At 41.0% G+C, this 25,503-nt stretch carries 20 protein-coding genes; 16 read left to right on the forward strand and 4 right to left on the reverse strand.

Going from position 1 to position 25,503, the window contains the following annotated elements; genetic code table 11:
* Window positions 1–64 precede the first annotated feature (64 nt).
* From C2M25_RS03570 to C2M25_RS03605, 8 genes are all read left to right on the forward strand, one after another.
* Window positions 65–1,561 carry a tryptophan halogenase family protein gene (locus tag C2M25_RS03570; RefSeq protein ID WP_105180415.1) on the forward strand — a complete coding sequence of 499 codons (1,497 nt, stop codon included), beginning with the start codon at window positions 65–67 and terminating at the stop codon, window positions 1,559–1,561.
* Between the two features lie 2 nt (window positions 1,562–1,563).
* Complete coding sequence (locus tag C2M25_RS03575; RefSeq protein ID WP_105180416.1) at window positions 1,564–3,414, forward strand: glycoside hydrolase family 13 protein; 1,851 nt, start codon at window positions 1,564–1,566, stop codon at window positions 3,412–3,414.
* A gap of 94 nt (window positions 3,415–3,508) precedes the next feature.
* Entirely contained in the window at window positions 3,509–5,383 is a 1,875-nt protein-coding gene (locus tag C2M25_RS03580) for an alpha-amylase family glycosyl hydrolase (protein WP_442792926.1), read from the forward strand.
* A complete protein-coding gene (locus C2M25_RS03585) occupies window positions 5,376–6,860 on the forward strand; it encodes an MFS transporter (RefSeq protein ID WP_063705692.1) in 1,485 nt (494 codons plus the stop codon). The genes C2M25_RS03580 and C2M25_RS03585 overlap by 8 nt, the downstream gene beginning before the upstream one ends.
* Window positions 6,861–6,872: 12 nt before the next feature.
* Complete coding sequence (locus C2M25_RS03590) at window positions 6,873–9,272, forward strand: glucan 1,4-alpha-glucosidase (protein WP_105180418.1); 2,400 nt, start codon at window positions 6,873–6,875, stop codon at window positions 9,270–9,272.
* A 60-nt stretch (window positions 9,273–9,332) separates the two neighbouring features.
* Window positions 9,333–10,226: a sialate O-acetylesterase gene (locus tag C2M25_RS03595; RefSeq protein ID WP_158679669.1), complete on the forward strand. Its 894-nt coding sequence runs from the start codon at window positions 9,333–9,335 to the stop codon at window positions 10,224–10,226.
* Between the two features lie 199 nt (window positions 10,227–10,425).
* Entirely contained in the window at window positions 10,426–10,830 is a 405-nt protein-coding gene (locus tag C2M25_RS03600; RefSeq protein ID WP_063705687.1) for a hypothetical protein, read from the forward strand.
* Window positions 10,831–10,885: 55 nt separating this feature from the next.
* Window positions 10,886–11,272 carry a hypothetical protein gene (locus C2M25_RS03605; RefSeq protein ID WP_105180534.1) on the forward strand — a complete coding sequence of 129 codons (387 nt, stop codon included), beginning with the start codon at window positions 10,886–10,888 and terminating at the stop codon, window positions 11,270–11,272.
* Window positions 11,273–11,280: 8 nt separating this feature from the next.
* Here C2M25_RS03605 and C2M25_RS03610 read toward each other — a convergent pair whose 3' ends face one another.
* The 3 genes from C2M25_RS03610 to C2M25_RS03620 form a co-directional block, all read right to left on the reverse strand.
* On the reverse strand, window positions 11,281–12,000 hold the full coding sequence (locus C2M25_RS03610) for a hypothetical protein (RefSeq protein ID WP_105180420.1): 720 nt from the start codon (window positions 11,998–12,000) through the stop codon (window positions 11,281–11,283).
* Window positions 12,001–12,183: 183 nt separating this feature from the next.
* A complete protein-coding gene (locus tag C2M25_RS03615; RefSeq protein WP_105180421.1) occupies window positions 12,184–14,370 on the reverse strand; it encodes an OsmC domain/YcaO domain-containing protein in 2,187 nt (728 codons plus the stop codon).
* A 192-nt stretch (window positions 14,371–14,562) separates the two neighbouring features.
* Window positions 14,563–15,582, reverse strand: a complete 1,020-nt coding sequence (locus C2M25_RS03620) for a LacI family DNA-binding transcriptional regulator (protein ID WP_105174036.1) — start codon at window positions 15,580–15,582, stop codon at window positions 14,563–14,565.
* A gap of 415 nt (window positions 15,583–15,997) precedes the next feature.
* On the opposite strand from C2M25_RS03620, the gene glk reads away from it, so the two are divergent.
* From glk to C2M25_RS03665, 8 genes are all read left to right on the forward strand, one after another.
* Window positions 15,998–16,996, forward strand: coding sequence for a glucokinase (gene glk / locus C2M25_RS03630; protein WP_063705682.1), 999 nt, complete (start codon window positions 15,998–16,000; stop codon window positions 16,994–16,996).
* Between the two features lie 22 nt (window positions 16,997–17,018).
* Window positions 17,019–18,032: a LacI family DNA-binding transcriptional regulator gene (locus C2M25_RS03635; RefSeq protein ID WP_105174038.1), complete on the forward strand. Its 1,014-nt coding sequence runs from the start codon at window positions 17,019–17,021 to the stop codon at window positions 18,030–18,032.
* A gap of 430 nt (window positions 18,033–18,462) precedes the next feature.
* Window positions 18,463–20,313, forward strand: coding sequence for a phosphogluconate dehydratase (gene edd / locus C2M25_RS03640; protein WP_105180423.1), 1,851 nt, complete (start codon window positions 18,463–18,465; stop codon window positions 20,311–20,313).
* A 34-nt stretch (window positions 20,314–20,347) separates the two neighbouring features.
* The gene (locus C2M25_RS03645) at window positions 20,348–20,968 is read left to right on the forward strand and encodes a bifunctional 4-hydroxy-2-oxoglutarate aldolase/2-dehydro-3-deoxy-phosphogluconate aldolase (RefSeq protein WP_063705675.1); all 621 of its coding nucleotides are present in this window, start codon (window positions 20,348–20,350) and stop codon (window positions 20,966–20,968) included.
* A gap of 18 nt (window positions 20,969–20,986) precedes the next feature.
* Window positions 20,987–21,991: a type I glyceraldehyde-3-phosphate dehydrogenase gene (gene gap / locus C2M25_RS03650; RefSeq protein ID WP_105180424.1), complete on the forward strand. Its 1,005-nt coding sequence runs from the start codon at window positions 20,987–20,989 to the stop codon at window positions 21,989–21,991.
* A gap of 125 nt (window positions 21,992–22,116) precedes the next feature.
* On the forward strand, window positions 22,117–22,560 hold the full coding sequence (locus C2M25_RS03655; protein ID WP_063705671.1) for a hypothetical protein: 444 nt from the start codon (window positions 22,117–22,119) through the stop codon (window positions 22,558–22,560).
* A 50-nt stretch (window positions 22,561–22,610) separates the two neighbouring features.
* Window positions 22,611–22,970 (forward strand): hypothetical protein, encoded by a 360-nt coding sequence (locus tag C2M25_RS03660; protein ID WP_105180425.1) that lies wholly within the window; start codon window positions 22,611–22,613, stop codon window positions 22,968–22,970.
* A gap of 65 nt (window positions 22,971–23,035) precedes the next feature.
* Window positions 23,036–24,157: a sterol desaturase family protein gene (locus C2M25_RS03665; RefSeq protein ID WP_105180426.1), complete on the forward strand. Its 1,122-nt coding sequence runs from the start codon at window positions 23,036–23,038 to the stop codon at window positions 24,155–24,157.
* Between the two features lie 35 nt (window positions 24,158–24,192).
* On the opposite strand, the gene C2M25_RS03670 is transcribed toward C2M25_RS03665, so the two are convergent.
* On the reverse strand, window positions 24,193–25,467 hold the full coding sequence (locus C2M25_RS03670; protein WP_105180427.1) for a protein kinase: 1,275 nt from the start codon (window positions 25,465–25,467) through the stop codon (window positions 24,193–24,195).
* Window positions 25,468–25,503 lie beyond the last annotated feature (36 nt).

A 25,503-nucleotide genomic window follows, 5' to 3' on the forward strand; every position in this document is an offset into this window, starting at 1 on the left:
TTACAAGGGCTTTTTTATATCAGTGAGCTACACTCAATGAATTAAATTTAGTGTTAGGTGTACTATGGAATCAAAAAAAATAACCAAGGTAGTGATTGCCGGTGGTGGCACAGCAGGGTGGATAACCGCTGCGTTACTTAATAAAGTGCTGGGTAAAGTGATTGAGATCACCTTGGTTGAGTCAGCAGAAATTGGCACTATTGGTGTAGGTGAAGCGAGCATTCCACCTATTTTGCATCTAAATGGTGCGCTTGGCATTTCTGAAAAAGAATTTATTAAGGCTACTGGTGCAACGATTAAACTCGGTATCGAGTTTGAGAATTGGCGCAGCCAAGGCCACCGCTACATGCATGCCTTTGGTGAGATAGGTAAAGATTTTCCGTTTTGTGAATTTTACCATTTTTGGTTAAAAGCACATCAAGCTAACAATGCACCTGACTTTTGGGATTTTTCACTTAACTATCAAGCTGCCAAAGCACATAAGTTTGCCCACCTTAAACACATTCCTAACACCCAGTTAGCGGGCTTACATTATGCTTACCATTTTGATGCCACTCGATATGGCGAATTCTTAAAAGGATTAGCGCAATCACGGGGAGTAAATCGCATTGAAGGCAAAATTGAATCGGTTAATCAATGTCATCAGAGCGGGCATATTCGCTCTTTGCTGCTTACAAATGGCGAGCATATTGATGGCGACTTATTTATTGATTGCACCGGTTTACGTGCTTTATTGATAGAACAAACTCTTAATACTGGCTTTGAAGATTGGTCACATTGGTTACCATGTGATAGTGCGATTGCGGTGCAAAGTGAATCAGCTGCTGATGCAATTCCTTATACACGTTCAATTGCAAGAGACTCAGGCTGGCAGTGGCAAATACCATTACAGCATCGTGTAGGAAACGGCATTGTATATTCTTCTCGTTTCTTATCAGATGAAGCGGCAAAGCAACAGCTCTTAGAAAACCTACCTGCTAAACCACTGACAGAGCCCCGCGTTATTAAGTTTAAAACAGGTCGTCGCTTAAAACAGTGGCATAAAAATGTAGTATCAGTTGGCTTATCGAGCGGATTTTTAGAGCCATTAGAATCGACCAGTATTCATTTAATTCAAAGTGCAGCTATTCGTTTAATTAAGTTTTTTCCTCATCAAGGTATTAAACAAAGCCTTGTGGATGAATTTAATCAACAAAGTAAAACAGAATTTGAGCGAATTCGTGACTTTATTATTCTTCATTACAAGATTACTGAGCGTGATGACAGTGCGTTTTGGCGTTTTTGTAAAGGCATGGATATTCCAAGCAGTCTTAAAAAGAAAATTGAGCTATTTAAAACCAGTGGCAAACTCATTAGAGAAGACGATGAGCTATTCGCCGAAGTTGCATGGCAGCAAGTGATGATAGGGCAAGGGCTTATTGCAGAAGATCACCATCCATTAACTGATGCGTTATCAGATGAGCAATTAAATGAGCTATTTAGTAATTTAAAAACCTTGATTAATAGCACTGTCGAGCAGCTGCCGAGCCACAGTCAATTCTTAGAAAAAGTACAAAATTAATTATGAAAAAAACACAATCATTTTTAGCGCTAACGACCGCATTTACACTTTTTAACTCAACAGCAAGTTTTGCTATTACTGCGTCACCAGAAAACTGGTGGGTAGAGATGCAAAATGACTCATTACAAGTCATGCTTTACGATAACAATATTGCTAACAAAACGTGGCAAATGATGCCTTACAAAGGCGTTGAGTTTAAAGGGGTGACAACAACGAATAACCCTAATTACGCGTTTTTAGATTTAACCATTAGCGATAATGCAAAGGCGGGAACACTGACTTTTAAAGCTAAAGATGGCACAGAATTTACTTACCCATTAAATGCCCGTGATAAGCAAAGTGCCAATCGTCATGGCTTTACAAATAGAGATACGCTTTATTTAATCAATCCTGATCGCTTTGTAAATGGTGACCCAAACAATGACACCGTTGCTGGAATGCAAGAGCCAGCAAACCCAAGTTTTAAAGGAGGTCGACATGGTGGTGATATTCAAGGTGTTATCAATAGCCTAGATTATCTTGAGGACTTAGGTGTGACGCAACTTTGGTTAACACCTGTACTTGAAAATGATATGCCAAACTATTCATATCATGGCTACGCTATTACTGACTTTTACAAAGTTGATCCGCGCATGGGTAGCAATGCGCTTTATAAAACCTTATCTGCAGAAGCGAAAGAGCATGGTATCGGCTTAGTGATGGACATGGTACTTAATCACTTTGGTTCATCACATCAGTGGATGAGTGACATGCCAACAGCTGATTGGGTTAACTTTGATGGCAAGTTTGAAAACGGTAAAAATGCAACCAGTCACGCCAGACAAACAATCCAAGACCCTCACGCAAGCCAATACGACAAACGTCAATTTAACGATGGTTGGTTTGTTGAGTCGATGCCTGATTTAAATCAGCGCCAGCCGTTACTATCAACGTATTTGATTCAAAATGCCATTTGGTGGATTGAATACGCCAACTTAAGCGGCATTCGTGTTGATACCTATTCATACTCAGATAAAGCATTTTTAGCCGATTGGACTAAAGCGATTATGACCGAGTATCCAAACTTTAATATTGTCGGTGAAGAGTGGACAACTAACCCAGCAATTGCTTCTTATTGGCAGCGCGGTAAAGTCAATCAAGATGGTTATACCTCTGATTTACCAAGTGTGATGGACTTTTCATTACAAGAGGCATTAATCCAAGCAATTAATGAAGAAGAAAGCTGGAATACTGGGTGGGTAAAAGTATATCAATCGCTGGCGAATGACTTTTTATATGCTGATACAGATAACATTTTAGTGTTTGCAGATAACCATGACATGAGCCGTGTTTACACTGAGCTGGGTCAAGACCTCGCAAAAACTAAATTAGCCATGACGCTGCTGTTAACAACTCGCGGTATTCCACAAATTTATTACGGCACTGAGCTGCTGCTCGATAACACACCTAGTAATGATCACGGTGATATTCGTATTGACTTCCCAGGTGGGTTTAAAGGTCAAAAAGCAAATGCCTTCACAGGTGAGGGGCTTTCAGCTGATCAGCAAGAGATGTTAGCTAGCATGAAAAAACTGCTTAAGCTGCGCCAAGAAAAACCAGCGTTAAGCGAAGGTCGTTTAATGCATTTTTCACCAAAGCAAGGCGTTTACAGCTATGTGAGAGAGCACAATGGCCAAACTGTATTGGTTGTTCTTAACAAAAACCAACAAGCCATTGATTGGGATTTAAGCTACATGCAAGAAGTGCTGAAAGGCAATAATAAAGGACGTGATTTAATCAGCGAAAAACGCGTTGATCTTGCATCGCCAATCCGCTTAAAAGCTATGCAAGCACGCTTAATCGAGCTTGAATAATTGCAACTAATAGGCTGAATACGTATGCATTTACTGTCCGTATGCAGCCCTTAACATTAGTATGAACTGATATTTACAGAAAAATGAAGTAATGATGACAACATACAAACTAACTGCGTTAGTAGTGGCTTCGGTTTTAGGTTTAACTGCCTGTGGTAACGATGCGCCAGTACAGCAGAACACGCAACAGCAGCAATCAGAATCTAGCCAAGCAGCTATCTCTAAGCCTGTGGTATACCAAGTATTCACTCGATTATTTGGTAACACTAACACCACTAATAAACCGTGGGGCACATTAGAAGAAAATGGGGTAGGTAAATTCGCTGATTTTAATGATGCTGCACTACAAGGCATTAAAGAGCTAGGTACAACGCATGTTTGGTACACTGGTGTACCGCGTCATGCTTTAGTAACTGACTATACCGAATACGGTTTGTCACAAGATGATCCTGATGTTGTCAAAGGCCGTGCAGGCTCGCCTTATGCTGTGAAGGATTATTATGATGTTAATCCTGATTTAGCAATTAACCCTGAGCGCCGCTTAGAGGAGTTTGTAGAGCTAATCAATCGTACTCATGAGCACGGTATGAAAGTTGTTATTGATATTGTGCCAAACCACGTAGCGCGTAACTATGAGTCGGTCGCCAAGCCTGAAGGCGTAAAGGATTTTGGTGCTGATGATGACACGACGAAAACCTATGCTCGCGATAATAACTTTTACTATGTAACAGGGCAGTCATTTCAAGTTCCTACCAGCGATAGCTACCAAGTGTTAGGTGGTAACCCGCATCCTCTTGCTGATAATCAGTTTGCCGAAACCCCAGCAAAATGGACGGGTAATGGGGCACGCGCTGCTAAACCTGACATCAATGATTGGTACGAAACAGTTAAAATCAATTACGGTGTGAAACCAGATGGCAGCTACGACTTCCCAACACTACCGGATGATTACGCTGATAAAGATTACCGTGCGCACTACGCATTTTGGCAAGATAAAGACTTACCAAATAGCTGGTATAAATTCCGCGATATCGCGCTTTATTGGTTAGATAAAGGTGTCGATGGTTTCCGTTATGACATGGCAGAAATGGTGCCTGTTGAGTTTTGGAGCTTTTTGAACTCATCAATCAAGATGCAAAAAAGCGATGCCTTTATTTTGGCTGAGGTATATAACCCAACGCTTTATCGCCCTTATATCCAGCAAGGTAAGATGGATTACCTTTACGACAAAGTCGGATTTTACGACACGGTTAAAGCTGTGATGCAAGGCAAGCAATCAGCGGATACTATTTTCGATATCCAAAGCCAAGTGGCGGATATTGAAGAGCACATGCTGCACTTTTTAGAAAACCATGATGAGCAACGTATTGCTAGCCCAGATTTCGCTGGTAGTAGTGAAAAAGGTAAGCCAGCGATGGTGGTATCTACATTGATGTCGCGCTCGCCAACCTTACTTTATTTTGGTCAAGCTGTCGGTGAAGATGGCTCTGAGGACGGTGGTTTTGGGGACCCAACGCGTACCAGCATTTTCGATTATATGGGTGTACCTGCGCATCAAGCATGGATGAATAATGGTAAATTCGATGGCGGTGCGCTTTCAAAGCAGCAAGCTGATCTTCGCGCTTACTACACCAAGTTAATGTCGTTAAACACACTTCCTGCCATTGTTGGTGGTGACATGCAAGCGGTTGAATTGACAGGCTCAGAGCAAGTGATTGCCTTTACGCGTAAGCTAGGTCAACAACTGGTGCTTGTAGTAAGTAACTTTTCAGAAAACCCACAAAATGTTGAGCTTACTCTTAACCAAACGTTGTTACCTAAGCTTAACCACAGTGGTTTAACGTTAACTGATAACCTCGAAAATCATGCAGACATTGTGATTCCTGAGGCTTCAACAAAGGCGCCAATTCAATTACAACTGAACGGCTTAAGCAGTGCAGTATTTACCTTAAAGGCTGACTATGAATAATAACAAACCAACGCTAAGCTTTTGGCAAATATGGAATATGTGTTTTGGATTCCTAGGTATCCAATTTGGATTTGCATTACAAAACGGTAATGTAAGCCGTATTTTTCAAACCCTAGGTGCCAATGTTGATGATATTCCAATCCTTTGGGTTGCAGCGCCATTAACTGGTCTTATTGTACAACCGATCATCGGTTATTGGAGTGATAAAACATGGAATAAGTTAGGTCGTCGTCGTCCGTTCTTTTTCTATGGGGCTATTTTAACGACGTTATCGTTGTTCATTATGCCTAACTCACCAAGCCTGTGGATTGCGGCGGGTATGTTATGGATCATGGATGCGTCAATTAACGTGACTATGGAGCCATTCCGTGCTCTTGTCAGTGATAACCTACCGAAAAAACAACGCGCAACGGGTTATGCAATGCAAAGCTTCTTCATTGGTGTTGGTGCGGTTGTCGCGTCTGCGTTACCTTGGATGATGACTAACTGGTTCGATATTGCTAATACAGCACCTGCTGGGCAAATCCCAGATTCTGTAAAATTCTCGTTTTATTTTGGTGCAGTTGTACTTGTTATTGCTGTTCTTTGGACTGTATTTACAACTAAAGAGTATTCGCCAGAAGAGCTTGAAAGCTTTCATGAGCAAGAGCAAAGTGATGACGCAAGTGATATTCAAAGTGATGTAAACTTTAATAAAGGCGCGGTAATCTTTACGGTTCTTGGTCTTGTCGTGCTTGGTATTGTTACGGGTTTATCGCTTGAAAAAGAGCTTTATTTACTTGCTGGCGGCTTGATTAGTTTTGGTGTTATTCAATTTATTGCAGGGGCTTTAAAGGCTAAAAACGCAACCAATGGTGGTTTTTACCAAGTTGTGAATGATGTATTCACAATGCCTGAGGCAATGAAGCAATTGGCTTGGGTACAATTTTTTAGCTGGTTCTCATTATTTGCAATGTGGATTTATACCACGTCGGCAGTAACCAGTTTCCACTATGGCAGCAGTGACACAAGCTCACTTGCTTATAACAACGGCGCTGATTGGGTTGGTGTGTTATTTGCCGCTTACAATGGTTTTGCTGCCATTGCTGCAATGTGTATTCCGGTTATCGTTAAAAAGGTGGGGCTAAAAATGGCCCATGCTATCAATCTAGTGCTAGGTGCATTGGGTCTGGTCAGCTTCATTATTATCAAAGATCCAAGTTTACTTATCTGGCCGATGATTGGGGTAGGTTTTGCTTGGGCGTCAATTCTATCTTTGCCATACGCAATGTTAAGTACCTCAGTACCAAGTAAGAAAATGGGTGTGTACATGGGTATCTTTAACTTCTTTATTGTTATTCCGCAGCTTTTAGCGGCAAGCGTATTAGGCCTAATTTTACGCCACTTTTTTGATAATCAACCGATTTATGCGTTAGTGCTTGGTGCAGTGTCATTCGTACTAGCAGCAGTCGCTGTACTGCGCGTTAAGCAACAATAATAAGGACACACAATGAAAAAATTTAATCTTATTACGGCAAGCTTGTTAGCGTTAGGTTTAACAGCTTGTAGTTCAGAGCAATCAGTTAATACAGCAGTTGAGCAAGTGTCTGCGCCAGGAGCTCCGGGTGTTGAGCCTTTTTGGGCTTACTCAGGTAAAACGGGTATTGGTACCTCTTACGAGCAATACCAAGACGGCCACTATAGCGATGCAGCTGCTACTGGCAAAGTATCAAAAGTATGGTTCTCAATCGCGAAAGGCATGATCACAGAAACTATGTTTGGTTTAATTCACCAGGCGCAAATCAAAGATATGCAGTTTGTTGTAGTCGGTAAAGACTTTACCGTTACAGAGAGCGATGATCTTGATGTAAGCATTGATTATTTATACAAAGACGACGCTGGTCGCCCATTATCGCTTGCGTACAAAGTGGTAAGTAAAGATAAACAAGGCCGTTTCACCCTAGAAAAACACATCTTTACAGATCCTAACGGGCAAACATTGTTTGTTCGTAGCGTATTTAATACCGATCTTGAAGGTGTAAAAGCCTACGTTAATGTAAACCCTTACATTGATAACAACGGCTTAGATGATTTTGCAAAAGTGACTGATAAGGGTCTAGTTGCTTGGCAAGATGATAGCTTTTTATCTTTACAAGCCGCTAAACCATTTAAGCAAGCAAGCGTTGGCTTTACGGGTGTAAGTGATGGCTTAAAAGAGTTAAAAACATCGCAATCACTCTCAACGATTTACCAAAATACTGGTGATAAGTCGGGTAATGTAAGCTTACTTGCAGAGCTTGGTGAAGTATCAAAAAACACCACCTTTGATTTAGCGTTAAGCTTTGGTAACTCTGAAGCTGCAAGCTTAAAAGAAGGCCAAGCAAGTTTAAACCAAGGTTACCAAAAAGTGCTTGCAGCATATAACGGTGAAGGTGCTGCAATTGGTTGGCAAGACTACTTAGCAAGCCTTGAACCTTTGAGCACATTAACTAACAGCACCGCAGATAATGGTAAGCTGCTCTATACAAGCGCCATGGTGTTGAAAGCGCAAGAAGATAAAACTCATGCCGGTGCTTTAATTGCGTCACTGTCTAACCCTTGGGGTGAAACAGTATCAGCTAAAACAGGTTCTACCGGTTATAAAGCGGTTTGGGTACGTGATTTCTATCAAGTAGCAATGGCATTTATGGCCATGGGTGATACACGTACCGCTAAAACGGCGTTTGAATATCTAGAAAAAGTACAAGTAACAGATAACACACCTGGCAATGGTGGTGATACGGGTTGGTTCTTACAAAAGACGCATGTTGATGGTGAGCTTGAGTGGGTAGGAGTTCAGCTTGACCAAACAGCAATGCCAATTATGTTAGCGTGGAAACTACATCAAGCTGGCGTACTTAGCGATCAAGAGCTGACAGATTGGTATGGCAAAATGTTAAAACCAGCTGCTGATTTCTTAGTTGATGGTGGTCTTGCGAAAATTCTTTGGAATGACACTCAAATTACACCGCCTGCTACGCAACAAGAGCGTTGGGAAGAACAAAATGGTTTCTCTCCTTCAACAACGGCTGCGGTTGTTGCAGGCCTTGTGACAGCTGCTGATATTGCTAAAAAAGCAGGTGACACTAAAAATGCAGAGCGTTACTTAGCAACGGCTAAAACCTACAATAGTGAAATTGAAAGCACCATGTTTACGACTCAAGGTAACCTTAAGTCTGAAAACAGCGATGGTGAATATTTCATTCGTATCGGTCAAGACAAAGATCCAAACTCATCAACCACACTTAACGCCAATAATGGCCGTGAAGGCTTTGATAAAAAGCAAATCCTTGATGGTGGTTTCTTAGAGCTTGTACGTTATGGTGTTCGTGATGCACTTGCGCCAAGCATTGTAAAAACATTACCAGAATACGATGACGAAACCTTAGTTGATAACCTACAAGTGCGTTACACCTTTAATTTTGCTGATGGCTCAGGTTCATTCCCTGGTTACCGTCGCTATGGTAACGATGGTTACGGTGAAGATGAAGTGACAGGTAACAACTATGCCGAAGGTGGCAATAACACCCCTGGTCAACGTGGTCGTGTATGGCCGTTTTTCACAGGTGAGCGTGGTCACTATGAAATCGCTGCGGCAAACGCAACCAATAGCCTTGATGCGATGAAGCAACAAGTGATTAAAGACACCTATGTAAAAGGTATGGAAGCATTTGCCAATGAAGGCATGATGTTACCTGAACAAGTTTGGGATGGCGTAGGCAACAATAAAGCAGGCTATCAGCTAGGTGAGGGTACAAACTCTGCCACACCACTGGCTTGGACTCACGCTGAATATATCAAGTTACTCCGTTCAGTGAGCGATAAACATGTGTGGGATCATTACCCAGTTGTTGAAGACGCATTGAAGTAAAAACGTAATTAACATGCCCAATATTTATTGGGCATGTTGCTTTTGGCAAAAGGAAAAATAATGTTAAAAAAACTAGCTTTATGTGCTCTATTAGCAGTAAGTACGCAAAGTAAAGCGGATGACTATTTGCTTTACTTTATGGGCGGCCAATCAAATATGGAAGGATTTGGCTTTAATAAAGACCTACCAGCGCAGTATAAAAAACCAGTTGAAAATACGTTACTTTTTTTTGGTAACCCGGTTGCTGATGATGCATTAAATGGTGGCAAAGGTGTTTGGACTAATTTAATGCCGGGCTTTGGTACAGGCGCAAGATCGACAGATCATGCAATTATTTTATCTGATAGATTTGGCCCTGAATTGAGTTTTGGTAAACGTTTATCTGAGCTCACGGGTAAAAAAATAGCCATTATTAAATATGCGCGTGGTGGCTCATCTATTGCGCTTGGGGCATCTGGCTTTGGTACGTGGGGGCAGAACTATGCTGACAACTCCAAGATCAACCAATGGGATAACTTTCAAACTACAGTAAGATCTGCGTTAGCTAATAATGATATAGACGGTGATGGTGAAGCAGATACTTTAGTCCCAGCAGGGATCATTTGGATGCAGGGTGAGGCCGATGCCTATCATGAGCAAGCATCTAAGGTTTATTTAGCTAATTTAACAAGCCTAATGAATGATATGAAAATGACATTTGGCAATAAAAAGTTACCAATCATTCTTGGCAGAATCGAAGACTCTGGTAAAACACCAGAAACACGCATGATGCCATATATAGAGAGTGTATGGGATGCTCAAAAAAAGTTTGTTAAATCAAATGCTAATGCTCATTTAATCGCCTTTGATGAACCTGTCGAATTCATTGAAGATAAATGGCACTATAAAAGTAATTACTATATAAAACTAGGTAACCTTTTTGCAGAAAAAGCAGCCGAAACATTAGCAAAGTAAGCTTCTTTTAAATAACTACTTAAATAATTAAGCCGCCGAACTAATCTAGGCGGTTTTTTTGTTTTGCACTTTTTTACAATTTAATTGTGATTTCCCTATATAGGTACGTTAAGATTGCTTATCTTTAGTTCAGTTAACAAAAGCCATTATTATTTGGCGGAGTTAGAAGCCGATCAATCAATGCAGGGAAGGTACAAATATGTATAGGGTTTTATCTACTTTATTGAGTGTTAGCTTATTGTGCTCTTGTGCAATAAATACAAACGTGGGTGAATATGTGCTTGGTGATGTTGAAACTTCAGTACGAGGTCACAATGTTGAAGTATTTACAGATCGCCAATTAGTGAGCTATAGAGCAACATTTCTTGGCCAGGTTTCGAGCTATTATTGCCAATTAGAAAGTGATATGCATTTACCACAAGCTGGTCCGTTTGATGATATTGATGGATCTAGAAGTCAACTCCAAGATACTCTTAAAAGTAAAGTACAGCAAAGGGGTGGCAATGCGATTGTATATGGACAGTGTTATATCAGTGCACATGCAGATACTGATTGCCAAAAAGCGCTGAGTTGTGAAGGGTTTGCGTACCAAGTTGAGTATTAAGTCGTTACTTAAGGTCTTGAGCGTGGCAAATTATCCTAACGTTATCCTAGGTTTGATGTTACTTTTTCATGTTTCTATTACCAGTAGTGCTGAACTTAAACCCTTCACTACAGATGGTTGCAGCTCTTTTCCTGATGGTACCTTAGAACATAAAAACTTATGGTTGGCTTGCTGTACAGCCCATGACCTTGCATATTGGCAAGGCGGTACTTTCAAGCAACGAGAGCAAGCTGACATTGATTTAAAAAAGTGTGTTGCAAAAGTAGGTGAGCAAGAAATTGCAGTATTGATGCTTGCTGGGGTCAGAGTGGGTGGCACACCTTTTTTACCTACCAGCTTTCGTTGGGGTTATGGCTGGCCATACCCCAAGCTTTATGGCGAGCTAACAGAGCAAGAGCGTTTACAAGTTGAAAGCCGTTTAGCCGAGCTTAAAACTAAATAATCTATCGTTTATCTAACTTCTTTACAGGTTTTTGATGCATCATTGATCACAGTTGCATCAGTGCTTTTGGCAAAACGTGATGACATATATAGCCCTAATTGGTGGTCTGGCATTTTAATACGCGTAACGCCATTAAAGTGGTGAGGCTCGATATCTTTTGCAATTACAGTCGGTAGGGCTGTGATACCAGCTCTATTCTTAGCTACGAAATCAACGGCTTGTTGCCATGTACTAACTTGATGTTCATGGCTTAGCGATTCATTTTTATCAATGCCTAAATATTTAAGCATTAAGGTACGTGCCCCAGTACCGCGTTTATACACGATACCGTTCAAGTTAGCCTGCCTGCGTAAATTCTCGATACTCAAATCTGGGTCTGCGCTTTGGCTTATCAGTTCATATCCAACTTGATAAATTGTTGCTGAGCGAACCGCAAATAGATCTCTCTGTGGTAATAATAAAAGTGGCATGGCTATATCTACTTCATTGTTTTGCAACATTTTAATAAGCCGTGCTTGCGGTACAGTGATAACATCGTAATCGGTATCTAGGTGATTGAACACACAGCTATAAGCCGATTTTAATTCACCGTGAAAGTGTTTACGTGAGTACTTTAATGATTCGCCATTTTCGCTTGATACACCAATTGTTATTTTTGCAAAACAAGGGTGAGAGCAAAACAGTACAAGCAGGATAAGGGGGGCTGAAATGAAGTCTTTTAAGTCCATTTAAAAAATCGATAGGGTGAAACTTGAGCGAAATTTATCAGTTTAAACAGAACTGGACAAGGTAGGGGTGCTTACAGCGCAAATATATAAAAATGTAAGTATTTTATTGAGATATTAATTAATTTCCTTAATAAACAGAGGGATGGAGCTGTAAGTTGGTTGCTTACAGCTCGATTTACCTGATTATAGCCCTGCTTTTTTAGCGCGAGCAGTGTGTAGCTTTTTGTAGCTTTCGATTAAACGAAGGTGTCTATCTAAGCCCTCAAGCTTCATGCTGGTTTCTGTTAAACCATAGAACATTACATCGCCGTTGATTGAGCCAACAACTGCATCCATCGTTTCTTGACCAAACATACGGGTGAAGCTATGAATGTAATCTTCAATCTCAAGGTCATCGCTCAGTGCGACTTCTAACGTTGCATGCATTGCTTGGTAGAATAGGCCGCGCTCAACAATGGTATTGTCGTTATACTGTAAGAATGCTTCAACAAGCTCCATTGCTGCTTCTAAATCACCAAGTGCTAGGTAAATAAGTAGCTTCAGCTCAAGAATCGTTAACTGACCCCATACAGTGTTTTCATCAAACTCAATACCGATTAAGGTGATGATATCAATATAGTTATCAAGTTCACTTTGTTCTAAGCGCTCAACGAGATCAGCAAGTTGATCTTCTGATAAACGATGCAGGTTTAGGATATCTTCACGGAAGTTTAGTGCTTTATTGGTATTGTCCCAAATTAAGTCTTCTACTGGATACACTTCTGAGAAATCAGGCACTAAAATGCGACATGCAGTACCAAGGTCTGAGAATTCAGCAATGTAAGCTTCTTTACCTAAGCTTTCTAATATACCGAATAAGCTCGCTGTTTCTTCTTCATTGCTGCCAGAAAAATCCCACTCAACAAACTCATAGTCGTGTTTAGCACTGAAGAAACGCCATGAAATCACGCCAGTTGAATCAATAAAGTGCTCTACAAAGTTTTCTGGCTCAGACACAGCCATGCTATTGAACGTCGGTTTAGGCACATCGTTTAAGCCTTCAAAGCTTCTACCTTGTAATAGCTCAGTTAAGCTGCGCTCTAACGCCACTTCAAAGCTTGGATGCGCACCAAAAGAGGCAAATACACCGCCTGTTTTAGGGTTCATGAGTGTTACGCACATCACTGGGAACTGACCGCCTAGTGAGGCATCTTTTACTACAACAGGGAAACCTTGTTCTTCAAGGCCATTAATACCCGCAACAATCCCTGGGTATTTGTTTAAAACGTCCTCTGGTACGTCTGGTAAAACAATTTCTTGCTCAATGATCTGGCGCTTAACAGCACGTTCAAAAATTTCAGATAAACATTGTACTTTTGCTTCGGCAAAGTTGTTACCTGCGCTCATACCATTACTTAAGAATAAGTTTTCGATTAGGTTTGATGGGAAGTAAACAGTTTCACCGTCAGAGTGGCGTACATAAGGAATAGAGCAAATACCACGTTCTTTATTACCCGAGTTGGTATCAATTAGGTGTGAGCCACATAGCTCACCATCTGGATTATAAATTTCACGGGTATAGTCATCTAAAATACCCTCAGGTAGAGAGTCATCGTCAGTCAGAGCAAACCACTTTTCATTTGGGTAATGAACAAACTCGCTATTAGCAATGTCTTCGCCTAAGAACTGATCGTTATAGAAGAAGTTACAGTTTAAGCGTTCAATAAACTCACCTAAAGCTGAGCATAGTGCGCTTTCTTTCGTTGCACCTTTACCATTAGTAAAACACATAGGCGAAGCTGCATCACGAATATGAAGTGACCATACATTTGGCACAATATTACGCCAAGAAGAAATCTCGATTTTCATCCCTAACTCTTCAAGGATGGCCGTCATATTTGCGATGGTTTCTTCAAGTGGTAAATCTTTACCTAAAATAAACGTGTTGCTGTCATCACTTGGTTTTGCCATCAGCATTGCTTGCGCATCAGCTTCGATGCTTTCAACAGTATCGATCTTAAATTCAGGGCCAGTTTGAATAACACGTTTAACTGTACAGCGCTCGACAGAGCGTAAAATACCTGTGCGATCTTTCTCTGAAAGGCTTTCTGGTAACTCAACCTGAATTTGGAAAATTTGGTTATAGCGGTCTTCTGGGTCAACGATATTGTTTTGCGCAACACGAATACCGTCAGTCGGGATATCACGTGAATTACAATACACTTTAATAAAGTAAGCCGCACACAATGCAGAAGATGCTAAGAAGTAATCGAATGGACTTGGTGCAGTGCCATCACCTTTATAGCGAATAGGTTGGTCTGCAATGACTGAAAAATCATCAAACTTGGCTTCAAGTCTGAGGTTGTCGAGAAAATTAACTTTAATTTCCATTAAAAAATTCCACCTTTGTGCGCGTTGCCATCTAAAGCGTTATGCCAGATAAGCATTTTCATCATAATAGGTGTAATTATCTGCTTTTTCGAAGTAATAGTCTTGGGTAAATCGAAAAAAAACTAATTTTAATGCAATCAGTGTCTGGTTGAGTAGGAAGTAGGCGATAACAAGGCTGTTATCGCCACAAAATTAAACACTCGAACCGCGAATAATTAATCGCGGTGGTAAAAGGGTATTCTCTACATCTTCACCACGAATAAGCTTGAGCAGGTTATCGACCAACATTTGCCCGGCAAGAGTGGTGTCTTGTTGAACAGTGGTGAGTGGTGGGTTTACAAAGCTGGCAACAGCAATGTTATCAAAGCCAACAACATGCACATCATCAGGGACCTTTATTTTTGCTTCTTTCAATGCGCGAATAGCACCAATAGCAATAAGGTCACTGGCGGCAAATAATGAGTTAAAGCGAATGTTATTTGCTATGAGAGAGCGAGTCGCGTGATAGCCAGATTCTTCTGTCGAAATGGCATTCGCCATTTTTCGTTCGTTAAGTTTTATGCCTTTTGCTAAAAATGCATCTTTAAAGCCTTGGTAGCGGGCAAAAAACTCCGGGCTATGATCAGAAGCATCGCCAATAAATGCACAATCAGTTCTACCGGTTGCAAGTAAATGTTCTGCTGCTAATTTACCACCGCCGTAGTTATCGCAGCTCACCGTTAAATCTGGGCGGTTATCAACACTTGCACCCCAGCAGACAAATTTCGTGTGTTGATCAATTAAGGTTTTAAATTTAGGTTGATAATCGAGGTAATCACCATAACCAAGCAGAATTAAGCCATCTGCACGGTGGCTGTCTTCGTAATCGGCTTGCCAATCAGAGCTACTCGACTGAAACGACACCAGTAAGTCGTAGCCTTCTTTCGCACAGGCTCTAGTAATACTGCCAAGCATTGCCAAAAAGAAAGGGTTTATTTGTGATTCATCCGAAGTGGGATCTTCAAATAACAACAGGGCGAGGGTGCTACTTTGCTGTGTTCTTAAGTTACTGGCATTTTTATCAACTTTATAGTTGAGCTGCTTTGCTACCTCATGAACACGTCGACGCGTTTCTTCGTTGACCAAAGGACTATTTCGCAGCGCGCGAGACACGGTTGACTGCGACACACCCGCATAATGTGCAATGTCAAAAGATGTCGCCTTACCTTTCATATGGTTACCAAATAACAGAAGTAGTATTTGCCATTTTCGGCTATTTATTATTTTTTTCAAGCTATTTGTGACAAGCGGCGTGTGTGTGGCTGTTCTGTACACAGCTAGGCATTTTTTATGCGTATATAAATGCTTTTTCGATACTTAATACGCAGGTTTTTCCAATAAATACGTATGCATGCACAAATAATGAAAATTTTTATTGATCCCAATCTGACACCGGTGTCATAATGTCACTGTTTTATCATTTTGTTGTCAAAACGTATTTGGCTGCCCATTCATTTGGGCAGCATTTTTTTAATACAAAAGATAGCTTCTTTGAGGTAATGACCCAAAGTTTAGCAGACACAGTGGCTTTGCCATTGAAAACTAGAAAAATAAGCGGCAACCAGCTTAGACAAATAGAGAAAACATCATGAACACACAGACAACCACAGAATTTGCTCCTATTCTTGTTGCCGATATCGGCGGCACTAACGCTCGTTTCGCTTTAATCACTGACTTTAATGCACAAACTAACCAGTTTGTTATCGAGCACAATTTAACATTCCCAAGTGCTGATTTTGGCTCATTAGAAAGTGCAATTAACCAGTACTTCAGCCAAATTTCATTTCCTAAGCCAAGCCGTGCATGTTTAGCAGTCGCAGGCCCAATTAAAGCAGGCCAAGTTCACTTAACAAACTTAGGTTGGCACTTTAATGTTGCGGATTTAAAAGCAGAATTCTCATTCGAGCAACTTGAAGTAATCAACGACTTTGCTGCATTTGCTTACGCTGCACCGTATTTAGATGATTCGCAAAATATGGCTGTTAAAGCAGGTCAGGCTGATGAAAATGCGAACATTGCGGTTATGGGACCAGGCACTGGTTTTGGTGCTGCGTGTTTAGTTCGCACATCACAAGGCAGCGCTGTTCTTAGCTGCGAAGCAGGGCATATTTCTCTTGCGGCAGTGACAGAATTAGACCGCTTGTTAATCACTGAGCTTAAAAAGCAGTTAAATCATGTATCTGTTGAGACTGTGTTCTCGGGCCCAGGGATCGCACATTTATATCGTGCTATGGCAGCGGTAAAAGGTGTTGAAGCAAAAAATTTAGATGCAGCACAAATTAGCGAGCTTGCAACCACTGGTCAATGCGAAGTGTGTGATGCAACACTTAATCAATTTTGTGATTGGATCGGCAGCGTAGCAGGGGACTTAGCCCTGACATTCGGTGCTTTAGGTGGCGTATTTATTGGTGGTGGTATTTTACCTCGCATGCAACAACGTCTATTATCTAGTCGATTTGTTGAGCGTTTTGCAGACAAAGGCATTATGTCGCAATATACTTCACAGATCCCCGTTACGCTTGTAACACAAGACAACATTCCATTCATTGGTGCTGCTGCGTGTTTACATGTAAATAGTAACGCGTAACTAGCAGTTGGATGTAGAGCGGATGAAGAAAGTAACCATCAACAGTGTCGCCAGCTATGCCGGTGTATCGAAAAAAACAGTATCTCGCGTACTCAACAATGAGCCTAACGTGAGTGATGCAACGCGCGAAAAAGTACTTAAGGTATTTAAAGAGCTTGATTACACGCCAAACCCAATCGCTCGAGGTTTGGCTCAAAACCGTAGTTTTATTATTGGTTGCTTATACGATAATCCGAGTAAAAGCTATATCACCCGTGTGCAAACCGGTGCTTTAGCTGCGTGTCACGAGCTTAATTACAACTTATTGATCCACCCTTGCGAGTTACGAGGAGAAGAATTAATTAGCAACATTGAACATTTAATTCAAACTTCTCGTTTAGACGGTATTGTACTTACCCCTCCATTTTCAGATTTTCCTGAACTTGTAAGTTTTTTAAAATCTAAAAAGATCCCGTATGCTCGTGTCGCATCAGCGGTACTTGAAGACGACTCTATTTCGGTAAGAAGTAATGACGAGCAGGGGGCTTTTGAAATAACAGAGCATCTTATTAAGCTTGGTCATAAAGAAATCGCTTTCATTAAAGGTCACCCTGATCACAGTGCGACAGAGCAGCGTTTTAAAGGTTACCGCAGAGCACTTGCCTCAAATGGTATTGAGTTTGATGAACGCTTAGTTGAAGAAGGTAACTTTAGTTATCACTCTGGTGTTGACAGTGCGCGTACTATTTTAGATTTAAACCCTCGCCCAACAGCGGTATTTGCTTCAAATGACTACATGGCAGCGGCGGTGCTAAAACTTGCTACGCAAATGCAGTTAAGAGTGCCGGATGATATCTCTATTGCTGGGTTTGATAACGCACCTATTGCTCGCCATATTTGGCCAGGGTTAACGACCATTGCACAACCGGTTGAAGAGATGACTCAGCAAGCGGTTAAACAACTGATCACTCATATTAGCGACCCACAAGAGTCTCCTTACCAAGTAACCCTTGAGGCAAAATTGATTACTCGCGAGTCGACAGCAGCGATTAAATAAATTTCATCTTGTTTTTTCACAGTAGCCCGAGAATGAGTGACGCGTTCTCGGGCTTTTTTATTTTCAATCTAAAAATTGCATTTTTATGCTGTAAGTTGCTGTTTTTAAATAAAGCTCACAACAAAACCTTTCTTATGGTTACACCTTTGATAGTGGTGCTTTACATGAATTCTACTCATATTCTATTAAAATAAAACTGTTCATTATTTGGTCATTTTAAAAAATTAAACTAAATTTAACAGATAGGGTTGACACCGGTGTCACAGTCGTGAGTTAATACAGTGACACCGGTGTCAGGTTGGTTGTGAGAGACAGCCTGTCAGCGTACCTTTGAACGGGTAAATCAAAGATGCTCAGTACAATTATTTTCGTGGAGTCTGTAATTGTTACTGAGCCTTTATCCTCTAACTATAGAGATGAGTCGAATTTTATGTTGCATCCTCGTATCCAAGAAGTCACCGAACGCGTTATTGAACGTAGTAAAGAGACCCGCCAAGCTTATTTAGAGCGAATCGCGCACGCAAAAAAACAAACAAGAGTTCGTGCTGGTTTAGGCTGTGGTAATATTGCACACGTTATGGCTGCTTGTAGCAGCGATGACAAAGCTCGTTTAAAAGCAGACGAGCAACCAAATCTAGCGATTATCAATTCATATAATGACATGCTTTCTGCGCATGTGCCTTACAAAGACTATCCAGAAATCATCAAAAACCTTGCAACTAAGTATGATGCAACAGCACAAGTTGCTGGCGGCGTACCTGCAATGTGTGACGGTGTGACACAAGGCCGTGATGGTATGGAACTGTCATTGTTTTCGCGTGATGTGATCGCAATGTCTACAGCGGTTTCTTTATCGCACGACGTGTTCGATGGTGTTTTCTGTTTAGGCGTATGCGACAAGATTGTCCCTGGACTTTTAATTGGTGCCTTATCATTTGGTCATTTACCAACGTATTTCTTACCAGCAGGTCCAATGCAATCGGGTATCCCGAATAAAGAAAAAGCCCGTGTACGTCAAAAATTTGCACAAGGCTTAGTAAGTCGCGAAGAGCTTTTAGAAGCAGAAAGCGCATCGTATCACAGTGCGGGTACGTGTACTTTCTACGGCACAGCAAACTCGAATCAAATGTTAATGGAAATCATGGGTCTACATTTACCAGGTAGCTCTTTCATTAACCCATACACAGAACTACGTGATGGTTTAACAGGTCATGCTGTAGAAACCATGTTAAAGCAGTTAATCGAAACAAAAGATGCTAACTGCCTTGCAGACGTAGTGAGTGAAAAAACAATTATTAATGGTTTAGTCGGCTTGTTATCAACAGGCGGTTCAACAAACCACGCAATCCACTTAGTAGCAATCGCTAAAGCAGCGGGTGTGATCCTTACGTGGAAAGACATGGCTGACCTATCTGAAGTTGTGCCACTTCTTACGCGCATCTACCCGAATGGTTCAGCAGATGTGAACCACTTCCAAGCTGCTGGTGGTATGGGCTTCCTAATGAAGCAACTACTTAGCAAAGGTTACCTACACAACGACGTGAAAACGATTGTTGGTGATGGCCTTGAAGCTTACACCACAGAGCCAATGTTAGATAAAGATTCATCAGTGATCATGACTAACAGCACAGGCCCAAGCAAAGTTAAATGGGTAGCGTGTCCTGAAAAGTCACACGACGAAGAAGTATTGCGTCCGATTGATAATCCGTTTAGTAAGCAGGGTGGTTTACAGCTTCTTACAGGTAACCTTGGTAAAGCAGTTATTAAAGTATCTGCAGTGGCTGAGTCACATCAGGTTGTTTCTGCGCCAGCTAAAGTATTTAGCTCACAAGGCGAGTTACAAGAAGCGTATAGCCGTGGTGAATTAAACACCGACTTTATTGCTGTAATTAAAGAGCAAGGTCCGAAAGCGAAAGGCATGCCTGAGCTTCATAAATTAACGCCAGTAATGGCAACACTACAAGACCAAGGCTACAAAGTGGCGATTGTGACAGACGGTCGTATGTCGGGCGCATCAGGTAAAGTGCCTGCAGCAATCCACTTAGCACCTGAAGCTGTTGAAGGTGGTGTAATCGCTAAAATTCACGAAGGTGATTTAGTGACACTTGATGCACCAGCGGGTGTATTAAAAGTACACGTAAGCGATGAAGAATTAGCAAAACGTGAATTACAACTTAGCCAACCAAGCCAAACATATGGTACAGGCCGAGAATTATTCGCAGGTTTCAGAAATATAGTAAGTAGTGCAGACCTTGGCGCTAGCGCCTTCGGTTTAGAATAATAATACGCCGTTACTGGGCTATGAGGAACATACAATGAGCATTGAGAAAATTTTATCATCGGCACCTGTGGTACCGGTTGTTGTTATCGAAAAACTTGAAGATGCAGCACCCCTTGCGCGTGCGCTTTATAACGGTGGCTTAAAAGCATTAGAAATTACTTTGCGAACGCCGATTGCGGCAGAAGCAGTAAAGCTTATGAAAGAAGCTGTACCTGAAGCATACGTAGGCACGGGCACTGTTATTGATAAAGCGACATTTAATGCATCTGTAGAAGCTGGTGCTGATTTTATGGTTAGCCCAGGTGTAAACGACGAATTATTAGCACTGGCTAAAGAGTCTGATATTCCATTTTTACCCGGTGCAGCAACACCAAGTGAAGTAATGAAATTAGCAAGCCAAGGCTTTAAGTTCTTAAAGTTCTTCCCTGCAGAAGCGGCAGGTGGTACAGCAATGCTTAAATCAATTGGTGGCCCTTTACCGCAAGTGACTTTCTGCCCAACTGGCGGCATTAGCCTTGAAACAGCACCTAACTACCTAGCACTTAAAAACGTAATCTGTGTAGGTGGTACTTGGATGTTAGATAAACAACTTATTGAAAACAAAGACTGGCAAGCCATTGAAGCGCTTGCTCGCCAAGCAAGTGAAGTAAAATAATTAACGGGAGATATTAGAATGATTAATGTTGCAATTAATGGCTATGGACGTATCGGTCGTAACGTATTACGTGCTCTTTATGAGTCAGCTCAAAACAACGAAATCAAAATTGTTGCTATCAACGATTTAGCACCAGCAAATGTTAACGCGCATTTAACTCAATTTGACTCAGTACACGGTCAATTTTCTCAAAAAGTAACACTTGCTGAAAACACCATGCTAATTGGTAATGATGAAATTACCCTTACTCAAGAGCGTGATCCTGCAAACCTTCCTTGGAAGGAATTAAACGTCGATATCGTATTAGAATGTACGGGTTTATTCACTTCACGTGAAGCAGCTACAAAACACATTGAAGCCGGTGCTAAAAAAGTTATTGTTTCTGCGCCTGGTACTGATATGGATGCAACGGTTGTTCATGGTGTTAACAGCGAAGTTTTAAACGCTGACAGCAACATCATTTCAAACGCATCGTGTACAACAAACTGTTTAGCACCGATTGCAAAAGCAATCAACGACACAGTAGGTATCGAGCAAGGTAGCATGACAACCATCCATGCTTACACAAACGATCAAAACTTATCTGACGTTTATCACCCAGACTTATACCGTGCACGTAGCGCAACTCAGTCAATGATCCCAACTAAAACAGGTGCAGCTAAAGCGGTTGGCTTAGTGCTTCCTGAACTTGCGGGTAAACTTGACGGCATGGCAGTTCGCGTTCCAACAATCAACGTTTCTTTAGTAGACTTAACGTTCGTTGCTAAGCGTGAAACAACTGCAGCAGAAATCAACGAAGTCGTTAAAGCAGCATCAGAAGGTGCAATGCAAGGTATTCTTGAATACAACGAACTACCACTTGTTTCTATCGACTTTAACCACAACCCAGCGTCTTCAATCTTCGATTCTACTCAAACTAAAGTAGATGGTAAGCTTGTTAAAGTGATGGCTTGGTACGATAACGAGTGGGGTTTCTCAAACCGCATGTTAGACCAAGTTAAAGCGTTAGGTCAGTTCTTATAATAGAACAGTAAAAGTTTAAGCTTTATCCAACAAAGCCACGTTTATCGTGGCTTTTTTGGTTTTTACTGGAAATTGATTTGGATTCACATTACTTTATTGTGCGTAATTATTTTCAAGGAAAGATAATGAAAAAAATCTTATTAACTACTTCATTCTTTGTAACCTCGTTACTGCCTAGTTATGCTTCAGCATCAGAAGAAGCACAACAACTTGCAGTGTGTTTAACAGATTCACTAAATGGTAAAGAACGAAAGAACCTCGCTAAGTGGATTTATCTAGGTATGTCGACGCACAGTATTATTAAACCTTTCGCGAATGTAACAGAGCAAGATATAGATGACACTAATCGCTATGTTGGTGCGTTAGTTACCCGTTTATTAACCGAAGACTGTCCAAAGCAAGCTAGGGCGGCGATTGATGTCGGCGGTCAGGGAGCAATGGAAAACGCATTCGGTATTGTCGGTGAAGTTGCAATGCAAGAGTTAATGGCTGAGCCAAGTGTGGGTAATGCTTTAGGTGCATTTGATAAATATCTTGATCAAGATAAGTTTGATAAAGCATTTCAGTAATAGTTAAAGGCTTATTCTTTTATAAGCCATTTCGTTTCATAAGGATATGGATGTTCAATACAATTAAACAGTTATTCGCTAATAAGTTATATAGGTTAATTGCCCTAGTTTTACTCATTCTCATTGCTGGACCTGAGTTAATGATGGGATATGAGCTCATGGCGCTACTTGAGTTTTTAGGTCCATCGACATTTGTGCTTATTCATTTGGCTGGAATAAAGCTTTATCTTTTAAGGCTAAAAAACGCTTTTATGAACTTTGAAAAACATAGTTTGTGCAATAGGCCAAAAGCTTCACATATTATTGCAATGCCTGCGTTGATTATTCATTACCTACCTGAACGCAGTATCGTTTTGGGCTTTATTAGCTCAATATCAATTTGTTGTGTGCACATGTTCATGATGGCTTAGCGTATATTTGTTCCTAAATTCTTCTGTGTTATGCTGCAAAAAATTGATAAATGGATTTTTATATCATGACACGTCTTTATCATCGGCTATTTAGAGCTGATCAGTTTCAAGTGGGTGAAGGCAATATTAGCGGTTATATTGCTTGTTTCTTAGCTGTTTTATCCTGTTTAGGGGTATTAGCTTTTCATTTTCCAGAGTACTTAACGACCCCAGAGCTCAGGCAAAACTACAGTGTCGAGTTTTTACGCCAGCTAATGTTTGTGGCATTGATTATTTCAGGTAGTTTAGGGTTGTTGAACTTTGTTCGTAATACCAAGAAACGGCTGGGTGCAACGGCTTGGGTATTTATAGTTGTGGCAATTGCATTTGGCGGTCCGAATGTTGAAGTGGGCGACTTTAAAGATAATACGCCGTATTTAGGGCTGGATTGGTTTATTCTTGATTTACTTGGCTCCACACTGATTTTTATTCTAATTGAGAAGCTACTGCCGCACCGTAAAGAGCAAAAAATTCTCCGCTCTGAGTGGCAGGGTGATTTAAATCATTTCTTTGTTAATCACTTAATTATTGGTTTTGTGTTGCTGGCAACCAATCAGTTCGTGCATCATGCATTTGGCTGGGCTGTGTCTGATACAGTGCAAGGCTTTATTATTCAACTGCCATTTTTACTGCAGCTATTTCTAATCATTTTAGTAGCCGATTTAATGCAATATTTTGTGCATAGGGCTTATCACGAAGTGCCTCTGCTTTGGCGTTTTCATGCCGTGCATCATAGTGCAAAAGAGATGGATTGGCTGGCAGGCTCTCGTCAGCATATTTTAGAAATACTCGTGACGCGCAGCTTAGTGCTCACGCCTATTTTTGTGCTCGGCTTTCCATCGGATGTTATTAGCCTCTATGTCATTATTGTTGGCTTTCAGGCCGTGTTTAACCACGCTAATGTTCGGGTGAATTTTGGTTGGCTAAAGTATTTGCTGGTTACACCTCAGTTTCATCATTGGCATCATTCATCTGATAAAGCGGCCATTGACCGTAACTATGCTGCGCATTTTTCTTTTTTAGATTATCTTTTTGGCACTGCTGTGAAAGGTCAAGCAGAGTGGCCCGATAAATATGGTGTGGTTGGCGATTACATGCCCGAAGGTATGTTAAAGCAACAGGTGTTCCCGTTTAAAAAGCAAAAATAAAGCCTCATAGAGGCTTTATTTATTATTACCTATACTCATAATCGCGAAACTAGCTCAGAAAGGCGAGGGCGTTTGTCTGAGTTTAGTACCAAGCACTCTTGAGCTATCTCAGAAAGCATCTTAGTAATGTCGTTTTGTTCTCTCACTACAGTCAGTAAATCATCGATGAAATAACCAAGGGCGCGTACTTCAATGCCTTCTAATAGCTGCTGTTGATTAGGCGTCAGCATTGATAAGTCAGTTGCTGCGCCAAAGTCACCAAATAATAACTCGCCATGTGAATTGATCATACTGTTATGGGCATAAATGTCACCATGGCTTACTTGTTTTTGATGCAAATGGGCGAGGGTACTTGCCATTTGCTTGACGATTTTTAGCACCATTTCTGGCGAATACTGGCAGTTGTCTTCGAATGTGTCTCGGGTACAAGTTGCAAGAGAGGGTGGCAAACCAAGATTACTAAACTCTTTACTGATAAGCTCCATCACTAAACCAAGTTGTGACTTTTCATCGACATAGCCCAATGCTTTTATGAGATTTGGATGCTCACTTGCTTTTAAACAACAATTTAGTTCATCAAGTGGATAGCCATCACTGGTGATCTCGCCTTTAAATAACTTAAGGGCAACAGGACGTTGATGCCAATTGGCCAAATGAATAACCCCAGACGCACCTTGGCCAATCTGCTTTTTTACTTCGATTTCATCCAGTGCGATTTGGCTAAACTGCTCACAGTGCAAGCTAGTTGAGCGATTTAAATCGTTACCAGAGAAGGCAAGCCAAGCAAGTTTCGGTAAAGCTAAAAGCCAATCTTCAATTTTTGTAAGTTTATTGGCACTTAAACGTATTAGCTCAAGCTCTTTACAATTAGCCATTGAGACTGGCAAATGTGTTAACTGATTACCTGCCAGTGCGAGCTTTTTAAGCTTGCCGTACTCACCAAATGTATCAGGCAAAGCGGGAATTTGATTATCAGTTAAAATCAGCCATTCAATCTGCGTTGGCAAACAGTGCGCTTTAAACTCAGTAATTTGATTACCTTTAAATGCCACCATGATTAAGTTTGGGCATAGTCTTAGCACGTCTGGAATATGTTTAAACTGATTAAATGATAAAAACAGCCGTTTGAGATTTTTTAATTTGTAAAAATCGTCAGGTAAATCACTTAGCTTGTTATTAGATAAATCGAGGATTTCTAACGTATCGGCTAGGGTATAAATTTCTTTTGGGAATTCGGTTAGTTCTGCAACAAGCTGAAGCCGTGTACAACCTTGTAGAGAACCGGCTTTTAACTCTTCGAGGGTATTCAATGTTGATTCCTTTGGCTAAAAGGTAAAAGGCCAACT

The sequence above is a fragment of the Pseudoalteromonas sp. T1lg21 genome, assembly GCF_002964625.1.
GTDB classification, from domain to species: domain Bacteria; phylum Pseudomonadota; class Gammaproteobacteria; order Enterobacterales; family Alteromonadaceae; genus Pseudoalteromonas; species Pseudoalteromonas gelatinilytica.

Excerpts from the sequence above, each read along its gene's own strand:
- C2M25_RS03570 (WP_105180415.1), top strand. The coding sequence starts at position 65 with ATGGAATCAAAAAAAATAACCAAGGTAGTGATTGCCGGTGGTGGCACA.
- C2M25_RS03575 (WP_105180416.1), top strand. The coding sequence starts at position 1,564 with ATGAAAAAAACACAATCATTTTTAGCGCTAACGACCGCATTTACACTT.
- C2M25_RS03580 (WP_442792926.1), top strand. The coding sequence starts at position 3,509 with ATGACAACATACAAACTAACTGCGTTAGTAGTGGCTTCGGTTTTAGGT.
- C2M25_RS03585 (WP_063705692.1), top strand. The coding sequence starts at position 5,376 with ATGAATAATAACAAACCAACGCTAAGCTTTTGGCAAATATGGAATATG.
- C2M25_RS03590 (WP_105180418.1), top strand. The coding sequence starts at position 6,873 with ATGAAAAAATTTAATCTTATTACGGCAAGCTTGTTAGCGTTAGGTTTA.
- C2M25_RS03595 (WP_158679669.1), top strand. The coding sequence starts at position 9,333 with ATGTTAAAAAAACTAGCTTTATGTGCTCTATTAGCAGTAAGTACGCAA.
- C2M25_RS03600 (WP_063705687.1), top strand. The coding sequence starts at position 10,426 with ATGTATAGGGTTTTATCTACTTTATTGAGTGTTAGCTTATTGTGCTCT.
- C2M25_RS03605 (WP_105180534.1), top strand. The coding sequence starts at position 10,886 with ATGTTACTTTTTCATGTTTCTATTACCAGTAGTGCTGAACTTAAACCC.
- C2M25_RS03610 (WP_105180420.1), bottom strand. The coding sequence starts at position 12,000 with ATGGACTTAAAAGACTTCATTTCAGCCCCCCTTATCCTGCTTGTACTG.
- C2M25_RS03615 (WP_105180421.1), bottom strand. The coding sequence starts at position 14,370 with ATGGAAATTAAAGTTAATTTTCTCGACAACCTCAGACTTGAAGCCAAG.
- C2M25_RS03620 (WP_105174036.1), bottom strand. The coding sequence starts at position 15,582 with ATGAAAGGTAAGGCGACATCTTTTGACATTGCACATTATGCGGGTGTG.
- glk (WP_063705682.1), top strand. The coding sequence starts at position 15,998 with ATGAACACACAGACAACCACAGAATTTGCTCCTATTCTTGTTGCCGAT.
- C2M25_RS03635 (WP_105174038.1), top strand. The coding sequence starts at position 17,019 with ATGAAGAAAGTAACCATCAACAGTGTCGCCAGCTATGCCGGTGTATCG.
- edd (WP_105180423.1), top strand. The coding sequence starts at position 18,463 with ATGTTGCATCCTCGTATCCAAGAAGTCACCGAACGCGTTATTGAACGT.
- C2M25_RS03645 (WP_063705675.1), top strand. The coding sequence starts at position 20,348 with ATGAGCATTGAGAAAATTTTATCATCGGCACCTGTGGTACCGGTTGTT.
- gap (WP_105180424.1), top strand. The coding sequence starts at position 20,987 with ATGATTAATGTTGCAATTAATGGCTATGGACGTATCGGTCGTAACGTA.
- C2M25_RS03655 (WP_063705671.1), top strand. The coding sequence starts at position 22,117 with ATGAAAAAAATCTTATTAACTACTTCATTCTTTGTAACCTCGTTACTG.
- C2M25_RS03660 (WP_105180425.1), top strand. The coding sequence starts at position 22,611 with ATGTTCAATACAATTAAACAGTTATTCGCTAATAAGTTATATAGGTTA.
- C2M25_RS03665 (WP_105180426.1), top strand. The coding sequence starts at position 23,036 with ATGACACGTCTTTATCATCGGCTATTTAGAGCTGATCAGTTTCAAGTG.